A 17,473-nucleotide genomic window follows, 5' to 3' on the forward strand; every position below is an offset into this window, starting at 1 on the left:
GAGGCTCCTCGGCGGCCGCTCGGTGGCTCCTCGGCGGCCGTCCGGCTCCCCTGCTCGTGCGGCGGGTGGCTCCTCGGCGGCCGTCCGGCTCCCCTGCTCGTGCGGCGGGCGGCTCCTCAGCGGCCGTCCAGTTCCCCCAGCTCCTCGTCCGTGAGCAGCAGTGCGGACGCGGCCGCGGAGTCCCGCACCGACTCCGGCCGGCTCGCGCCCGGGATCGGCAGAACGGTCTCCGAACGGGCGAGCAGCCAGGCCAGCGCCACCCGCTGCGGGCTGACCCCGCGCGCCCGCGCCACCCGGTGGAAGGCCCCGAACGAGGGGTCCTCCTCCTGGGCGGAGGCGCCGTCCAGGGAGCTGCGCGAGATCCCGCCCAGCGGGCTCCACGGGAGGAAGGCGAGGCCGAGCTCGGCGCAGAGCCGCAGCTCCGGCCCGCTCGTGCGCACCGCCGGCGAGTAGCGGTTCTGTACGGAGACCAGCCGGTCGCCCAGGATCTCGCGGGCCAGCCGGATCTGCGCGGTGTCGACGTTGGAGATCCCGGCCAGCCGGACCGTCCCCGCGTCCAGCAACTCCCGTATCGCTCCCAGGGATTCGGCGTACGGGACGGCCGGGTCGGGCTTGTGCAGCTGGTAGAGGCCGATCGGTACGGACCCGAGCCGCCGCGCCGAGGCCTCCGCGGCCCGCCGCAGATGCGCCGGCCGGCCGTCCACGGTCCAGCCGCCGTCCGCCGTGCGGCCCCGGCCGCCCTTCGTCGCCACGAGGACCTCGTCCACGCGGCCCCCGTACGAGGCCAGGGCCCGGGCCACGAGCAGCTCGCCCTCGCCGGGCGTGCCGTCCGGCGGATGGTAGGAGTCGGCGGTGTCGAGCAGGGTCACCCCCGCGTCGAGGGCCGCGTGCACGGTGGCCACGGCCCTCGCCGCGTCCGGCCGGCCCTCGACGGAGAGCGGCATCGTGCCGAGCCCGACCGCCCCGACGCGTACGTCCCCCAGCATCCGGAACCTCATCGGCGCACCTCCCCGCCGACCGCGCCCGAGGTGTCCCCGACGGTCTCGGCCACCGCCCGCGCGAGCCATTCGCCGGAATGCGAGAAGGAATAGCCGAGGCCGGTCGCACGGGAGTTGTCCATGGCGTACGAGCGGTCGAAGGAGAACGGCGACACCTCGCCGGCCTCCACCTCCCGGAAGACCGTCCGGCCGCCCACCCGCTTCTCCACCTCGGCGCAGATCTCCGCGGTGGTCAGCGCCCCGTGGGAATGGGCGTTCACGGGTCCGGTGAATTCGGCCCCGGCCGCCCAGGCGAGAAACGCGGCGATCTCCTCGACGTACACATAGGTCGCGGGACGGTTCACCACCGGTACGGCGATCGGCTCGCCCGCTCTGACGCGCCGCGCGTAGTGGTCGAGCCGGCCGGTGAAGTCGTCGGCGCCGCCGAGCACATGGGCCACCCGTACCGACGCCCACGCGAACGGCGACCCGGCCGCGAAGACCGCCTCCGCCTGCCGCTTCCCCTCCCCGTAGTGGGCCTCGCGGAATTCCGGGTCGTCCCAGGCCGGGCCCGTGTCGACGGCGACCGAGCCCAGGTCGAGGGCTCCCTCGGCGACCGGTGCGGCCGAGTCCTGGTACTCGTACACCTCCACCGTCGACGTCATGACATAGCGCCGGGTGCGGGTGCCGAACACGCGCAGGGCGATCTCCGCCTGGCGCGGGGTGTAGCAGACCTGGTCCACGACGACATCGAAGGAACGGCCCGCGAGAACGGATTCCAGCGCGGCCTCGTCGTCGCGGTCGGCGACGAGCTGCTCGATTCCCTCCGGGGCACCGGAAGAACCCCGATTGAGGAGGGTGACCCGATGCCCGGATTCCCGCAGCAGGGCGATAAGGCGCTTGCCGAAATAGCGATTTCCGCCGATGACCAGAACGTCCGTCATTCCCAACTCCCTTGTCTCACCGGACAAGTGTTACGTTGATCCGTCGCCGTCTGAAGGGGAGAACATGGGAGTCCCGGCCGCCGTACCGAAGGAACCACGGCATTCGCGTTCCGTCACCGACGAAACCTCGGCGGCCGCTTTCGACCCCATCGACCGGCAGATCCTGGACCTGCTGCAGAGCGACGGCCGCATCAAGCTCAGCGAGCTCGGCCGCCGGGTGCGGCTCAGCCCCGCCGCCGTCACCGAGCGGGTCCGCCGCCTGGAGACGGGCGGGGCGGTCACCGGCTACGGCGCCCATGTCTCCCCGGCCCGTCTCGGCTACGGCATCCAGGCCTTCATCAGGGTGAACCCGCACGGCGGCTACACCCTGAAGCACCCGCGGACCCTGGAGCTGACCGCCCGCCCCGAGGTCCTGGAGGTGCACCACGTGGTCGGCGAGGACTGCTGGATCCTCAAGGTCGCCGTCACCGACACCATCCACCTGGAAGAGATCCTGGAGCAGACCTCGGCGCTCGGCAGGACCACGACCTCGATCGTGCTCTCCTCGCCGGTCGAGCGGCGACCGCTGCTGCCGCCCGCCCGCGCCTGACCTCTTGCCTTGACGTCGGGGTCAAGGCCTACGGTCGGGGACATGCGCATCGGAGAGCTGGCCGAGCGGGCCGGAACCACCACGCGGACTCTGCGGTACTACGAGTCCCGGGGACTCCTGACCGCCCGGCGCACGGAGCAGGGGCACCGCACGTACGACGAGGCCGACCTGCGGCTCCTCCAGCAGATCAGGACCCTGCAGGACTTCGGGTTCGAGCTGGAGGAGACGCGGCCGTTCGTCGACTGTCTGCGGGCGGGGCACCCGGCGGGGGACGCCTGTCCCGCGTCGATCGCCGTCTACCGGCGGAAGGTCGCGGAGCTTGACGGGCTGATCGAACAGCTCCGGACGGTGCGCGCCGAGGTGGGCGCCCAGCTGCTGCGGGCCGAGGCGGAGCTCCCGCTCGGCCCGGAGCCCCGGTGCGAGCTCGGTGCGGAGTGGGACACGGAAACAGCGGAGACGACGGAGGGACGACGGGGATGAAGACGTACGCGGAGGGTGTGGCCCAGGTCACGGACGCGGACTTCGGCACGGAGGTGCTGGGCGCCGGGCTGCCGGTCCTGGTGAAGTTCACCGCGGAGTGGTGCGGCCCCTGCCGGCAGCTGAACCCGGTGCTCGGCGCGATCGCGTCGGAGGAGGCGGAGCGGCTCCGGATCGTCGAGATCGACGTGGACCGGAACCCGGAGACCACCCTGAGGTACGGGGTGCTCGCGACGCCGACGCTCATGGTGTTCCGGGCGGGCGAGCCGGTGAAGTCCCTCGTGGGCGCCCGTCCCAAGCGCCGTCTCCTGGCGGAGCTGGAGGACGTGCTCGGCTAGCCGCCGGGCCACGGCCGCGCCCGGCACTTCGGCAGGGCATACAGAAATACCCCGACTACAATTGACAGTCGGGGTATTTCTTCGCGTATATTGTTGGATTCCGTGTCCGGAAACGCCACGGACGCAGAGAAGTTCAATAAACGCACTGTATCGCGCCGGGAGTCGAATTGTCAACCGAGGAATTTCGGAAAGAGCAGCAATTCATCACCGATCTCTACACACGCCTCGACGACCTGAGGGACCAGGCCGAGGCCGCCGTCGAGCAGGCCCTGCGCACCCCCGGGGCCGGCGGCAACCAGGGGCGGCTCGAACGCGACGTGCTGGTCGCCGAGCAGTCCGGACTGCTCGCCGCGTTCAACGCCGGTGAGAGCGGGCTCTGTTTCGGGCGCCTCGTCTTCAAGGACGGGCGCGACCACCACATCGGCCGCCTCGGCATCCGCGAGGACGACCCGAACCGCACCCCGCTCGTCGTCGACTGGCGCGCCGAGATCGCCCGCCCCTTCTACCTCGCCACCGGGTACGAGCCGATGGGGCTCTCCCGCCGACGCCACATCAGCACCCTCGGCCGCACCGTGACCGCCCTCCACGACGAGGTCCTCGACCTCGCCGACGCCACCCGCACCGGGCACGAGAGCCGCGACGCCGACGAGGTGCTGCTCGCCTCGCTCGACGCCGCCCGCACCGGCCGGATGCACGACATCGTGCAGACCATCCAGGCCGAGCAGGACGCCATCATCCGCTCCCCGCACCGCGGGGTCCTCGTCGTCGAGGGCGGACCCGGCACCGGCAAGACGGCGGTCGCCCTCCACCGGGCCGCCTACCTCCTCTACGCGCACCGCGAGCAGCTCGCCAAGCGGGCCGTCCTCATCGTCGGCCCCAACCCGGCCTTCCTCGGCTACATCGGCAACGTGCTGCCCTCGCTCGGCGAGACCGGCGTCCTTCTCGCCACCCCCGCCGAGCTGTTCCCCGGCGTCCGCGCCACCGGCACCGACACCCCCCGCGCCGCCGCCGTCAAGGGTTCCGCCGCCATGGCCGGGGCGCTCGCCGCCGCCGTACGCGACCGCCAGCGGGTCCCCGAACGCGGCGAACCGCTGATCGTCCCGCACGACGACGGCGACCTCGTCATCGACTGGGACATGGCCCTGGAGGCCCGCCACAAGGCCCGCGAGACCGCGCTCCCGCACAACCTGGCCCGCCCCTACTTCGTCTTCCGGATCCTGGACGCGCTCGCCGAACAGCTCGCCGACCGGATCGGCGCCGACCCCTACGGCGGCCCCAACTTCCTCGGCCCCGACGACATCGCCCTGCTCGCCAAGGGCATCGCCGCCAACCCCGAGGTGTACACGGCGATCGACACCCTCTGGCCCGCGCTCACCCCGCAGGACCTCCTCGCCGACTACCTGACCGAGCCCACCCACCTCGCCGCCGCGGACGCCGCGGAGATCCGGCGCGTCGGCGGCCCCTGGACCCCCGCCGACGTGCCGCTCCTCGACGAGGCCGCCGAACTCCTCGGCGAGGACGACTCGGCCGCCCGCGCCGCCGAGGAGGCCGAACGCCAGAAGCAGATCCAGTACGCGCAGGGCGTCCTCGACGTCTCCTACGCCTCCCGCACCTACGAGTTCGAGGACAAGGAGGAGCAGGACAAGGACGCCTCCGAGGTCCTCTCGGCCCACGACATCATCGACGCCGAACGCTTCGCCGAGCGCCACGAGGAGGCCGACCACCGCACCGCGGCCGAGCGTGCGGCGGCCGACCGTGCCTGGGCCTTCGGGCACATCATCGTGGACGAGGCGCAGGAGCTCTCCGCGATGGCCTGGCGGCTCCTCATGCGCCGCAGTCCCAACCGCTCCATGACCCTGGTCGGCGACCCCGCCCAGACCGGCGACCCGGCGGGCGTCGGCGCCTGGGAGGGGATCCTCGCCCCGTACGTGGAGGACCGCTGGGAACTGGTGCGGCTCGGCGTCAACTACCGGACGCCCGCCGAGATCATGGCGGTCGCGGCCGCGGCGCGACGGGTCGACGACCCGGGCTTCGAACCGCCGAGCTCGGTGCGGTCCACCGGTGTGGAGCCCTGGGACCGGACGGTCGACGACCCGGTGAAGGAGGCCGCCGACGCGGTGGCGACCGAGCTGCGCGACGAGGGCCGGATCGCCGTCATCGCCCCGCCGGAGCTGCACCCGGGCCTGCGCGCCGCCCTGCCGGACGCCGCCTACGGACCGGCTCCCGACCTCGCGAGGCCGGTGGTCCTGCTCGACCCCCGGCAGGCGAAGGGCCTGGAGTTCGACACGGTCCTGGTCGTCGACCCGGAGGGCATCGTCGCCGGTTCCGCGCACGGGACGAACGACCTGTACGTGGCGCTGACCCGGGCGACGCAGCGGCTCGGGATCATCCGCTTCGCAGCCCGCAGGTGAAGAGCCTCTCACCGTCCTGGTGCCCGACGATCTCGAACGCCCCCGCCGTGCTCCCGGGCTGCGCCCGGAGCAGGCAGGGGCCGCCGTCGAACTCGGCGTACCGGTCGAAGACGACCCGCAGGGCGGCCGGAAGATAGGGGCGGGGCCAGACCGCGGCGGAGGCGGCCTGCCGGGCCGCTTCGAGGAAGAGCATCCCCGGTATGTGGTCGTTGGGGCGCTGGAAGAGGGTGGGGTGACCGGTGTCGACGACCAGCTCCCACACCCCCTCCTCGCCGCTCGGGGCGAGCAGGACGTCCTCGGGCCTGCCCCGCCCGGTGAGCGGCGCCGGGGCCCGGCGGGTCCAGGGTCCCGGGTGTACGGCACCGGCCTCGACGTGCCCGCGGCGCAGCCTGCGGTAGGCGGCGGGACCGGCGAACCGGGCGCGGGCGGCGCCGGTCGCGACCACCCGCGCCGCCCGCCGCACGGTCCACTCCACCCGCATCTCGGACAACTGGCCGGCCCGGGAATGGAGTTCGGCGAACCGGACCTCGATGCCCACCTCCTCGCCGGCGACGGCGAGGCCCGCCGGGTCGCAGGACAGGGAGATCTCGCTCAGCAGGATGTGCCGGTCCAGCGGCAGCCCGTGGGCCGCGTGCAGCAGGGCCATCGTGGACTGCCGCAGCGTCTCGACGACCAGCAGCGGGTCGTGACACAGCTCCGCACCCCGGCGGACCGGGGTGAAGAACGGATGGTCCGTCGGCCAGGCGGCCCGGACCGCGAACCGCTCCTTCCCGTCGAGCGGTCGCCACTCGACGGGGAAGGTGTCCTCGCTGCGCACCCGATGGCACAGCTGCGGCGACAGGGGCCGCTCCACGGTGTCCTGCATGGTGTCCCCACTCATCTGGACCTGTCGGCCTGATCCGGAGAGCGAAGATAGCCGAACAATGAGCGGGATGCCCGAACAGGTGAACCATCAACTGAACGAGCGTCAATTATCGGACAGGTAGAGTCCTTTACCGGCGGGTAGTGTCCGGCTAGGCCCACGGAGGGCGCTCGCGCGCCCCCTCGGGGCTCAGGCGGGCCGCAGCCAGACCGTCGCCAGGGGCGGCAGCGTCATCCGGACACTGGCCGCACGGCCGTGGTACGGAACCGACTCCGTCTTGACCGGATCCCGCCCCACCACGTCCCCGCCGCCGTACCGGCCGGCGTCCGTGTTCAGGACCTCCGCCCACGCCACCACCGCCTCCGGCACACCGAGCCGGTAGTCGTGCCGCACGACCGGCGAGAAGTTCGACACCGCCAGCAGCGGCGAGCCGAAGGCGTCGAAACGCAGGAAGGCGAAGACGTTGTCCTCGGCCGCGTCCCCGGCCACCCACTGGAAACCCTCCGGGGCGGTGTCCCGCTCCCAGAGCGAGGGCGTCGCCTGGTACACCGTGTTCAGGTCCCGGACGAGATCCCGCACCCCCCGATGGTCCGGCTCCGCCCCGTACGCCGGATCCAGCAGCCACCAGTCCGGACCGTGATCCGCCGACCACTCGGCGCCCTGCGCGAACTCCTGCCCCATGTAGAGCAGTTGCTTGCCCGGATGGGCCCACATGAAGCCCAGATAGGCGCGGTGGTTGGCACGCTGCTGCCACCAGTCGCCCGGCATCTTCGACACCAGGGCCCGCTTGCCGTGCACCACCTCGTCGTGGGAGATCGGCAGGATGTAGTTCTCGCTGTACGCGTACACCATCGAGAAGGTCATCTCGTGGTGGTGGTACTTGCGGTGCACCGGCTCCTTCTGCACGTACTCCAGCGAGTCGTGCATCCAGCCCATGTTCCACTTCATGCCGAAGCCCAGACCGCCGAAACCACCCGGCCCCACCTGGTCCGTCGCCCGCGTCACCCCGTCCCAGGCGGTCGACTCCTCCGCGAAGGTCACGATCCCCGGGCAGCGCCGGTACACGGTCGCGTTCATCTCCTGGAGGAAGGCCACCGCGTCCAGGTTCTCCCGGCCCCCGAACTCGTTCGGCAGCCACTCGCCGTGCTCCCGCGAGTAGTCCAGATAGAGCATCGAGGCCACCGCGTCCACCCGCAGCCCGTCGATGTGGAACTCCTGGCACCAGTACACGGCGTTCGCCACCAGGAAGTTCCGCACCTCCTTGCGGCCGTAGTCGAACTCCAGTGTTCCCCAGTCGGGATGGTGCGAGCGGCGCGGGTCCTCGTGCTCGTACAGCGGACGCCCGTCGAACTCCGCCAGCGCCCAGTCGTCCTTCGGGAAGTGCGCCGGGACCCAGTCCATCAGGACCCCGATCCCCGCCGCGTGCAGCGCGTCGACCAGGAACCTGAAGTCGTCCGGAGTGCCCATCCGGGCCGTCGGCGCGTAGAACCCGGTCACCTGGTAGCCCCACGAGCCGCCGAACGGATGCTCGGTGACCGGCATCAGCTCCACATGCGTGAAACCGAGGTCCCGGACGTACGCGGGCAGCTGCTCGGCCAGCTGCCGGTACGTGAGCCCCGGCCGCCAGGAGGGCAGGTGGACCTCGTACACCGAGAGCGGCGCCTCGTGGGGCGGCCGCTCCCCGCGCCGCGCCATCCACTCCTCGTCGTCCCAGGTGTAGTGCGACTCCGTGACGATCGAGGCGGTGTTCGGCGGGCACTCCGTACGGCGGGCCATCGGGTCCGCGCGGACCGTGTGCGTCCCGTCCGGCCGCGTGATGTCGTACTTGTAGAGCGCGCCCTCGCCGACCCCCGGCACGAACAGCTCCCACACGCCCGTCGAACCGAGCGAGCGCATCGGCAGCCCCGTGCCGTCCCAGTGCGTGAAGTCACCGGTGACCCGCACGCCCCGCGCGTTCGGCGCCCAGACCGCGAAACGGGTGCCGGACACGCCCTCGTGGGTCATGACCCGGGAACCGAGCGCCGTCCACAGCTCCTCGTGCCGGCCCTCGCCGATCAGATGCAGATCGAGGTCGCCGAGCGAGGGCAGGAAGCGGTACGGGTCGTGCACGGCCAGCTCGTCGGGCCCGTCGTAACGGACCCGCAGCTCGTACGGCGGGACCTTGCGGAGGAGGGGCAGCAGCGCGGAGAAGAGCCCGTCGCCGTCGTCCTGGAGCGGGACGCGCCTGCCCTTGCTGAGGACGGTGACCTCCTTCGCCCACGGGCGCAGCACCCGGACCACCACACCGCCCCGCACCGGATGCGCGCCGAGCACCCCGTGCGGATCGTGGTGCTCCCCGGCGAGCAGCCGGGCCCGGTCACCCGGATCGAGCGGGGGCGCCTTCCGGGGTGGCGCGGGGGCCTTGGGGGCCTTGGTGGACTTGGTGGTGCTGCGGGCCGACTTGCCTGCGGGGCGGGCGGTCACCGGGATGCCTCCTCATGGGGTACGGGGGTACGGGGGTACGGATGCGCAACGTCGGGGTACGGGGGCGGGACACTCGGCCGAACGGGGGCGGGTGGGGTTCCCGCAGGCGGGGGTACCGGGGGCCGACCCGGCACTGCGCTGAACGGGGGTAGGCGGAGGTCGCCCACCTCGTTGTGGGCATTCGTTCCTCCCCCAGACTCCGTCCGGGGGGACCCCCAGGGCGGAACGGGTGGGCACAACGGAACGTCGCCCTTTGCCGGGCCCAGGCTTCCTTGCCGTGACCCGCACCGGATGCGCGTCGCAGTGTTGGTGCGGGTTCGGGCGCAGGGGGCGGACGCGCCGCCAAGGGCGCCGTCCCGTGTGCCCACCCGTCCCGCCCCAGCGGGACGATTGCCCACACGGGGGTGGGCGGGGCAGCGTGCACGTGCCCGCATCGGGGTGGGTGGGGCAGCGCCATGCGGGCGGAGCAGTGGGCGCGTGCCCGCATCGGGGTGGGTGGGGCAGCGCCATGCGGGCGGGGCAGCGGGCGCGTGCCCGCACCGGGGTGGGCGGGGGCAGCGCTCGTGCGGGAGTGGGCGGCGCCCGGGTGCGGGGCGTGGTGGGGCTCGGTCCGTGGTGGGGTGGGGTGGGTTCATCGGGTGGCCGAGAGGCGTTCGATCGCGGACATCGGGACCGGGAGCCAGTCCGGACGATGGCGGGCCTCGTACACGACCTCGTAGACCGCCTTGTCCGTCTCGTAGGCGCGCAGGAGCGCGGGATCCGTCCGGGGGTCCGCCCCCGCCGCCTCCGCGTACCCCGTGCAGTAGGCCGCCCGGCACCGCGCGGCCCAGTCCGCGTTCCAGGGCCGGTGCGTGCGGGCCGCGTAGTCGAAGGAGCGGAGCATTCCGGCGACGTCGCGGACCGTGGGCTGGGGGCTCCGCCGCTCGTCGAGCGGTTTCGCCGGCTCGCCCTCGAAGTCGATGACGGCCCAGCCGCCGTCGGAGCCCCGCAGGGTCTGGCCGAGGTGCAGATCACCGTGGATGCGCTGGACCGCGCTCCCGCCGTCCGCGCCGCTCGCCGCCGCGAAGACCGCGCGGAGGCCGGGGACGTACGGCATGAGCGCCGGGACCGCCTGGGCGGCCGCGTGCAGCCGCCGGTCCATCGCCGCGGCCAGTTGCTCGGTCTCGGCCCGTTGGAGTCTCCGGGTCGGCAGTGCCTCGGCCAGGGCCAGGTGGACTTCGGCGGTGGCCCGGCCCAGGGCTCGTGCCTCGGCGGTGAACTCCCGTCCGTCGGCGAGCGCGTCGAGCGCGAGGCGCCATCCGTCGCGGGAGTTGCGGAGGTAGGGCTGGAGCACGCCGAGGGTGGAGGCCCCGGACTCGAACCAGGCGACCGGGGCCGGCACGCGGGCGCAGCCGGCTCCGGCGAGGGCGAGGGGCAGCTCCAGGTCGGGGTTGGCGCCCGGGCTGACCCGTCGGAAGATCTTCAGGATGAACGAATCTCCGTAGACCAGGGATGAGTTGGACTGTTCGGCGTCGAGCATGCGGGGGGCCAGCGCGGGCGGGAGTGCCGTCGTGGCGTGGAAGCGCAGGGGGCCGGTCCGGCCCGGGGTGCGCAGTCGTTCGTAGAGGAGGCCGGCGAGCCGCGGGTCGCGCAGCCCTTCGTACACGGCGCGTCCGGCGAGCGGCCCCTGCCTGATCCGTCCGATCAGGGCGGGGGCGAGGCGGGGCGGGAGCTGGGTCCGTACGCCGAGGAGCAGTTGGTAGCAGTCGGCGGGTGTTCCTGCCGGGCGTCCCGGCTGTTCGACCCGTACGAGCAGATGGAGGAGACCGGGTCCCGGGCCGTCCAGGGGCAGCAGCTCGGTGGCCGCTTCCAGCGTGAATCCGATGACCCTGCGGCCCTTGCCCGCGAACCAGCGCTGCCGTGGCAGCCATTCGTGGAGCAGGGGGGCGAGGGACGGAAGGAGGGCGTCCGGGGCCCGGGTGGTGGATGCGGTCTCCGGCATGGCATCGCGTCCTTTCCCCGGGGCGCGCAGTTGGCTTTCGTATGCGTTCAAATGCGCAGAGTGTCCCGGATGGCGGCTGGGGCTGTCCGGATGTGCGGGACGTGTCGGAGGGGGAAGATCCGTATGGGCCCGGCTATAAGGCCCGTATGGACCTGAATCGTGTGTGGTTCACAGTGCCCAGAGTGGGACGGGAGGAAACCGCCCCACCTCGGACGAATCCGAACTGACCGTCGGTCAGCCCTTCTTGAGACGGAACCAGTAGAAGCCGTGTCCCGCAAGGGTCAGGAGGTAGGGGAGCTGGCCGATGGCCGGGAATGTCACCCCGCCGATCAGCTCCACCGGCTGGGTGCCGTCGAAGCGGCGCAGGTCGAGCTCGGTCGGCTGCGCGAACCGGGAGAAGTTGTTCACGCAGAGCACCAGATCGTCGCCGTCCTCGCGGAGGAAGGCGAGCACCGCCGGGTTGGACGCCGGGAGTTCGGTGTACGTCCCCGTGCCGAAGGCGCGGTTCTGCTTTCGGATCTCGATCATCCGCTTCGTCCAGTGCAGCAGCGAGGACGGTGACGCCATCCCCGCCTCGACATTGGTCACCTGGTAGCCGTGGACCGGGTCCATGATGGTCGGCAGGTAGAGCCGTCCGGGGTCGCAGGAGGAGAAGCCCGCGTTCCGGTCGGGCGTCCACTGCATCGGGGTCCGCACCCCGTCCCGGTCACCCAGCCAGATGTTGTCGCCCATGCCGATCTCGTCGCCGTAGTAGAGCACCGGTGAGCCCGGCAGCGAGAAGAGCAGTGCGGTGAACAGCTCCATCTGGTTGCGGTCGTTGTCGAGGAGCGGGGCGAGGCGGCGCCGGATGCCGATGTTGGCCCGCATCCGCGGGTCCTTGGCGTACTCGGCGTACATGTAGTCGCGCTCTTCGTCCGTGACCATTTCGAGGGTGAGCTCGTCGTGGTTGCGCAGGAAGATGCCCCACTGGCAGCCGGAGGGGATCTCCGGGGTCTTCGCCAGGATCTCGGAGACCGGGTAGCGCGACTCGCGCCGTACGGCCATGAAGATCCTCGGCATGACCGGGAAGTGGAAGGCCATGTGGCACTCGTCGCCGCCGGAGCGGAAGTCGCCGAAGTAGTCGACGACGTCCTCCGGCCACTGGTTGGCCTCGGCGAGCAGCACCGTGTCCGGGTAGTGGTCGTCGATCTCCTTGCGGACCCGCTTGAGGAAGCCGTGGGTCGCGGGGAGGTTCTCGCAGTTGGTGCCCTCCTGCTGGTACAGGTACGGCACGGCGTCGAGCCGGAAGCCGTCGATCCCCAGGTCCAGCCAGAACTTCAGCGCGGACAGGATCTCCTCCTGCACCGCCGGGTTCTCGTAGTTGAGGTCGGGCTGGTGCGAGAAGAACCGGTGCCAGTAGTACTGCTTGCGGACCGGGTCGAAGGTCCAGTTGGAGGACTCGGTGTCGACGAAGATGATCCGGGCGTCGGCGTACTGCTTGTCGTCGTCGGCCCAGACGTAGTAGTCGCCGTACGGCCCCTCCGGGTCGCGTCGCGACTCCTGGAACCACTCGTGCTGGTCGCTCGTGTGGTTCATGACGAAGTCGATGACCACGCGCATCCCGCGTTGGTGGGCCGCGTCGACGAACTCCACGAAGTCGGCGAGGTCGCCGAACTCGGGAAGTACCGAGGTGTAGTCGGCGACGTCGTAGCCGCCGTCCCGTAGCGGGGACTTGAAGAACGGCGGCAGCCAGAGGCAGTCCACGCCCAGCCACTGGAGGTAGTCCAGTTTGGACGTGATGCCCTTCAGGTCGCCGACGCCGTCCCCGTTGCTGTCCTGGAAGGAACGGACGAGGACCTCGTAGAAGACGGCCCGCTTGAACCAGTCGGGATCGCGGTCCTTGGCGGGGGTGTCCTCGAAGGTGTCGGGGACGGGCTCGTTGACGGTCATGATGTGGGTGACCCTCCGGTCTGCGGGGACGGTCGCAGGACGAGGACGTGCGCGGGTGTGACACCCGGCTCCAGACGCACGTAACTGGCCCTGCCCCAGTGATAGGTGTCGCCGGTGAGCTCGTCGCGCACCGGAACGGTCTCGTGCCAGTCGAGGCCGAGTTCCGGCATGTCCAACGAGAGCGTCGCCTCCTGGGTGTGGTGCGGGTCAAGGTTGACGACAACCAGAACAATGTTCGAACCCGATCGCTTGCTGTATGCGATCACCTGGGGATTGTCGGTGTCATGGAACGACAGATTCCGTAGCCGGCGCAGGGCCGGGTGCCGGCGCCTGATCCGGTTCAGGGCGGTGATCAGCGGAGTGATCGTGGTCCCCGCCCGCTCCGCCGACTCCCAGTCGCGCGGACGGAGTTGGTACTTCTCCGAGTCGAGGTACTCCTCGCTGCCGTCCCGCAGCGCGGTGCCCTCGCACAGCTCGTACCCGGCGTACATGCCCCAGGACGGCGAGAGCGTCGCCGCGAGCACCGCCCGCGCCTCGAACGCGGGCCGGCCCCCCTCCTGCAGATAGGCGTGCAGGATGTCCGGGGTGTTCACGAAGAAGTTCGGCCGCATCTGCGCCGCCGTCTCACCGGACAGCTCCGTCAGGTACTCCGTGAGCTCCTCCTTGGTGTTCCGCCAGGTGAAGTACGTGTACGACTGCTGGAAGCCGATCGCGCCGAGCGTCCGCATCATCGACGGCCGGGTGAAGGCCTCCGCCAGGAAGATCACATCCGGATCCGCCCGGTTGATCTCGCCGATCACCCGCTCCCAGAACACCACCGGCTTGGTGTGCGGGTTGTCGACGCGGAAGATCCGTACCCCGTGGTCCATCCAGTGCCGCAGCACCCGCACGGTCTCCGCGACGATGCCGTCCATGTCGGCGTCGAAGGCGATCGGATAGATGTCCTGGTACTTCTTCGGCGGGTTCTCCGCGTACGCGATCGAACCGTCCGGGCGGTGATGGAACCACTCCGGGTGCTTCTCCACCCACGGGTGGTCCGGGGAGCACTGGAGCGCGAAGTCCAGCGCGATCTCCAGCCGCAGCTCCCGGGCCCGCGCCACGAAGGCGTCGAAGTCCTCGAAGGTCCCCAGGTCCGGATGGAGCGCGTCGTGCCCGCCCTCCGGCGAGCCGATCGCCCACGGCACGCCCACGTCGTTCGGCGACGCCGACAGGGAGTTGTTGGGGCCCTTGCGGTGGGTCTCGCCGATCGGGTGCACCGGCGGCAGATAGACCACGTCGAAGCCCATCGCCGCCACCGCCGGCAGCCGCTCGGCGGCGGTACGGAAGTTCCCCGGGACCGTACGGCCCTTGACCTTCCGGACCCCCTCCGAGCGCGGGAAGAACTCGTACCAGGAGCCGAACAGGGCCCGCTCCCGCTCCACCTGGAGCGGCAACGCGGGGGAGGCCGAGAGGAGTTCGCGCAGCGGGTGGCGGTCGAGGGAGTCGACCACCCGGGGGGTGAGCGCCGCCGCGAGACGGACGGCCGCCGGCCGCGACACATCGCGCATCGCGTCCGCGGCGGCGAGCACGGCCTCCCGGCCGCCGCCCTTCTTCGGGACGCCCTTCGCGGCCCGCTCGTGGAGCTCGGCGCCCTCGGCGAGGACGAGTTCGGAGTCGATCCCGGCCGGGATCTTGATCTTCGCCGTATGGCGCCAGGTGGCCACCGGGTCGCTCCACGCCTCGACGGTGTACGTCCAGAGGCCCTCGGCGTCCGGGGTGACCTCGGCCCCCCACCGGTCCGTCCCCGGCGCCAGTTCGCGCATCGGGGTCCAGGGGCCGGGGCGGCCCGAGGGGCCGTGCAGCACGACATTGGCGGCGACCGCGTCGTGGCCCTCGCGGAAGACGGTCGCCGTCACCTCGAAGGACTCTCCGGCCACCGCTTTGGCGGGGCGCCGGCCACAGTCGACCAGCGGGCGTACGTCCAGTACGGGAATGCGTCCCATGAGCGGATTCACAGCATCACCTGACGGTTTACGGGGGTGCGGGTGGTGGTTGTGCGCTCTTTCTAGCTCCGTCGACGGCCGACGGGTCGAGGGCATGGCCGCTCCTGTCCGCGTTCACCCGGATGGCGGGTCCACAGGGATGAACAAGGGTCACGGGGGGGAGGGGTTAGGGGGGTACCGCAGGAGCCTTCCCACGGTCCCCGGGTGGGCAATCCCGGCGCTTTGTTAACTACTAGGGCGTAGCCGTACCGGCAAGCACAGGACCCGGACAACAAACAACCCCCGCCTTTGTGGGGCGGAGGCTGTTTATTCCGGCCGCGGGCGATTCCCCGGCCCGGGGCCCGCGGTCAGCGCAGCGGGGACGTGTCGGAGGACCAGACCTGCCAGGGCTGGCGGGCCACCCATTCCTCCACCGGGGCCGGTTCGAGTGCGAGGACCTCCGTCGAGACCCCGTCGTCGTCCGCCATCAGCAGCGGATCGGCGCCCGTCGCCATGTAGTGGTAGATCCCGGCCACCCCCGCCGCCGTCTCCGGGCCGAGGAGACGGCCGAGGCCGCGCTCGAAAGCGGCCGGATCCAGCTCCTCGTACCGCACGGACCGGCCGAGCCCCCGGCCGAAGGCCGACGCCAGCTCGCCGCCCGTCAGCGAGCGTTCACCGCCGACGTCGAAGGTCCGGCCCTCCAGGCCCTCCCGGGTCAGCGCCGCGAGCGCCGCCTCCGCCAGACCCCGGTGCGAGAGCCACGCCGTCCGCGCGGACGCCGGCAGCGGATAGGCGAGCACGCCCTCGTCGACCAGGGCCGGACCGTTCCACGGCGAGAACAGGTTGTCCAGGTACACCGGCGGCCGGATCACCACCAGCGGCACCCCGCTGTCCCGCAGCACCCGTTCCGCGAGCCGCCGCGTCTCGAAGGCGGCGACGTCCGTCGACCCCAGCGGTATCCGGGTGTTGGCGTTGAACACCAGCCGGGTGAGCCCCGCGTCCAGGGCCGCCGCCGCGACGTTCAGCGCGTACGCCTCCACCCGCTCGCTCTCGTACACCAGGGGCATCGTCACGAAGCCGTGCGTCGTCCCCTCGAAGAGCCGCCGGACGTCCTCGGCCCGCCCCAGGTCGCCGGCGAGGAAGAAGGCCCCCGGCAGCGGCGGACGGTCGGCCGAGGGGCGCCGGGTCAGGGCCCGCACCCGGTGGTGCCGCTCGGCGAGCAGACGCGCCACGGCGCCCCCCTGGAACCCGGTCGCGCCCACGACCGCCACCCGCATCGGAATCTCACTGGACATGTGTGTCTGAGGCCCTTCGATAGGCTGTCGCTGCTGTCGTGTCGGCGTCTCTCCAGGCTCGCCGCGACGGCTTCGGCCGTTCAATTAACAAACCGGGGCGGAAGTTGAAGGATCGTCCATGGAAACCGTGGGAACCGACCGTCACCATCAGCGCGATCAGCGGGGCACGCGCGATCCGCGCGACCGGCACGATCCGCACGACGAGCACGACGACCTGCTGAGCGAACTGCTCAAACCCCTCCGGCTCACCGGAGTCTTCGACAGCCGCTGGCACGTCCGCGCCCCCTGGGCCATCGAGGGCGACGCCGAACGCAGCTGCGCCGTCCTCCACTACGTCGTCGAGGGAGACTGCTGGATCACCACCGACGACGAACCACCCCTCGAACTGCACGCCGGCGACCTCGTCGTCTTCCCCACCGGCGCCGCGCACCGCCTCGCCGACCGGCCCGAACGCCAGGGAGTCCCGCTCAAGGCCGTCCTGCCCGAGCGGCAGCCCGGCACCTCCGGCGAGATCGTCATCGAAGGCAGCGGACCCGAGAGCCGGCTGCTCTGCGCCGGACTCCACTACGACGCCAGCGCCGCCACCGGCCTCTACACCTCGCTGCCCTGGGCCCTTGTCCTCGACGGCCCCCAGGTCGACCGCGAGCCGCTGCTCCGCGACACCCTCCGGCTGCTCGCCGCCCCCGACCGGCCCGTCGGGCCGGGCGACCGGCTCATCACCCTGCGCGCCTTCGAGATGGCCCTCGTCCTCGCGCTCCGCCCGCTGCTCCGCGAACTCGCCGGGAACCCGGCCTCGCTGCCCCTGCTCAGGCATCCGGGGATCAGCCGGGCCGTCGTCATGATGGCGACCCGGTTCGCCGAACCGTGGACGATCGACTCCCTCGCCCGGGAGGTCGGCATGTCCCGCTCCGCGTTCACCGCCGCCTTCCGCGACCTGGTCGGCGAATCGCCCGCCCGGTATCTCGCCGCCCGCCGGATGCAGGAGGCGGGGCGGCTGCTGACCGAGACCTCGCTGCCCCAGTCCGCCGTGCCCGCCCGGGTCGGCTACCAGAGCGCCGTCGGCTTCCATCTCGCCTTCCGGAAGTGGTTCGGCGTGACCCCCGGGGAATACCGCGCGGGAGCCGTCCGGGCCGCCTGAGCGGCCGAAGGCCGGGCGGTCGGACGGCTCCGGGAGGGCCGCCGGGCGGCCCGGTCCGGCGGCCTGTCGGCTCCCGGTCCGGCCGCGGAGCGGTTCCAGGTCGACCGA

13 protein-coding genes are annotated in these 17,473 nt (G+C 71.8%); 5 read left to right on the forward strand and 8 right to left on the reverse strand.

Features of this window, described 5'->3' with window-relative positions; translation table 11 throughout:
* Positions 1-116 precede the first annotated feature (116 nt).
* Both ACH4MY_RS13865 and ACH4MY_RS13870 read right to left on the reverse strand, forming a co-directional pair.
* On the reverse strand, positions 117-998 hold the full coding sequence (locus ACH4MY_RS13865) for an aldo/keto reductase (protein WP_398002069.1): 882 nt from the start codon (positions 996-998) through the stop codon (positions 117-119).
* Positions 995-1,921 carry an NAD-dependent epimerase/dehydratase family protein gene (locus ACH4MY_RS13870; protein ID WP_398002072.1) on the reverse strand — a complete coding sequence of 309 codons (927 nt, stop codon included), beginning with the start codon at positions 1,919-1,921 and terminating at the stop codon, positions 995-997. Before ACH4MY_RS13870 ends, ACH4MY_RS13865 begins: the two co-directional genes overlap by 4 nt.
* Before the next feature lie 64 nt (positions 1,922-1,985).
* On the opposite strand from ACH4MY_RS13870, the gene ACH4MY_RS13875 reads away from it, so the two are divergent.
* The 4 genes from ACH4MY_RS13875 to ACH4MY_RS13890 all read left to right on the forward strand — a co-directional run bounded on the left by ACH4MY_RS13875 (position 1,986) and on the right by ACH4MY_RS13890 (position 5,736).
* Positions 1,986-2,510: an Lrp/AsnC family transcriptional regulator gene (locus tag ACH4MY_RS13875; RefSeq protein WP_398002074.1), complete on the forward strand. Its 525-nt coding sequence runs from the start codon at positions 1,986-1,988 to the stop codon at positions 2,508-2,510.
* 42 nt (positions 2,511-2,552) lie between these two features.
* A complete protein-coding gene (locus ACH4MY_RS13880) occupies positions 2,553-2,990 on the forward strand; it encodes a MerR family transcriptional regulator (RefSeq protein ID WP_398002077.1) in 438 nt (145 codons plus the stop codon).
* Positions 2,987-3,325, forward strand: coding sequence for a thioredoxin family protein (locus ACH4MY_RS13885; protein ID WP_398002080.1), 339 nt, complete (start codon positions 2,987-2,989; stop codon positions 3,323-3,325). The genes ACH4MY_RS13880 and ACH4MY_RS13885 overlap by 4 nt, the downstream gene beginning before the upstream one ends.
* 167 nt (positions 3,326-3,492) lie before the next feature.
* The gene (locus tag ACH4MY_RS13890) at positions 3,493-5,736 is read left to right on the forward strand and encodes a HelD family protein (RefSeq protein WP_398002082.1); all 2,244 of its coding nucleotides are present in this window, start codon (positions 3,493-3,495) and stop codon (positions 5,734-5,736) included.
* Here ACH4MY_RS13890 and ACH4MY_RS13895 read toward each other — a convergent pair.
* The 6 genes from ACH4MY_RS13895 to ACH4MY_RS13920 form a co-directional block, all read right to left on the reverse strand.
* Positions 5,711-6,601, reverse strand: coding sequence for a ScbA/BarX family gamma-butyrolactone biosynthesis protein (locus ACH4MY_RS13895; RefSeq protein ID WP_398002083.1), 891 nt, complete (start codon positions 6,599-6,601; stop codon positions 5,711-5,713). The two genes, ACH4MY_RS13890 and ACH4MY_RS13895, sit on opposite strands and share 26 nt — an antisense overlap.
* 186 nt (positions 6,602-6,787) lie before the next feature.
* The gene (gene glgB, locus ACH4MY_RS13900; RefSeq protein WP_398002085.1) at positions 6,788-9,061 is read right to left on the reverse strand and encodes a 1,4-alpha-glucan branching enzyme; all 2,274 of its coding nucleotides are present in this window, start codon (positions 9,059-9,061) and stop codon (positions 6,788-6,790) included.
* Between the two features lie 631 nt (positions 9,062-9,692).
* A complete protein-coding gene (locus tag ACH4MY_RS13905; RefSeq protein WP_398002088.1) occupies positions 9,693-11,042 on the reverse strand; it encodes a maltokinase in 1,350 nt (449 codons plus the stop codon).
* Between the two features lie 234 nt (positions 11,043-11,276).
* A complete protein-coding gene (gene treS, locus ACH4MY_RS13910) occupies positions 11,277-12,971 on the reverse strand; it encodes a maltose alpha-D-glucosyltransferase (protein WP_398002091.1) in 1,695 nt (564 codons plus the stop codon).
* Positions 12,968-14,953 carry an alpha-1,4-glucan--maltose-1-phosphate maltosyltransferase gene (locus ACH4MY_RS13915; protein WP_398002093.1) on the reverse strand — a complete coding sequence of 662 codons (1,986 nt, stop codon included), beginning with the start codon at positions 14,951-14,953 and terminating at the stop codon, positions 12,968-12,970. Before ACH4MY_RS13915 ends, treS begins: the two co-directional genes overlap by 4 nt.
* Before the next feature lie 347 nt (positions 14,954-15,300).
* The gene (locus ACH4MY_RS13920; protein WP_398002095.1) at positions 15,301-16,227 is read right to left on the reverse strand and encodes an SDR family oxidoreductase; all 927 of its coding nucleotides are present in this window, start codon (positions 16,225-16,227) and stop codon (positions 15,301-15,303) included.
* A 118-nt stretch (positions 16,228-16,345) separates the two neighbouring features.
* Here ACH4MY_RS13920 and ACH4MY_RS13925 point away from each other — a divergent pair, with 118 nt between their 5' ends.
* A complete protein-coding gene (locus tag ACH4MY_RS13925) occupies positions 16,346-17,365 on the forward strand; it encodes an AraC family transcriptional regulator (RefSeq protein WP_398002097.1) in 1,020 nt (339 codons plus the stop codon).
* Positions 17,366-17,473 lie beyond the last annotated feature (108 nt).

It is taken from the genome of Streptomyces sp. NPDC017246 (assembly GCF_044331325.1).
Taxonomy (GTDB): Bacteria; Actinomycetota; Actinomycetes; order Streptomycetales; family Streptomycetaceae; genus Streptomyces.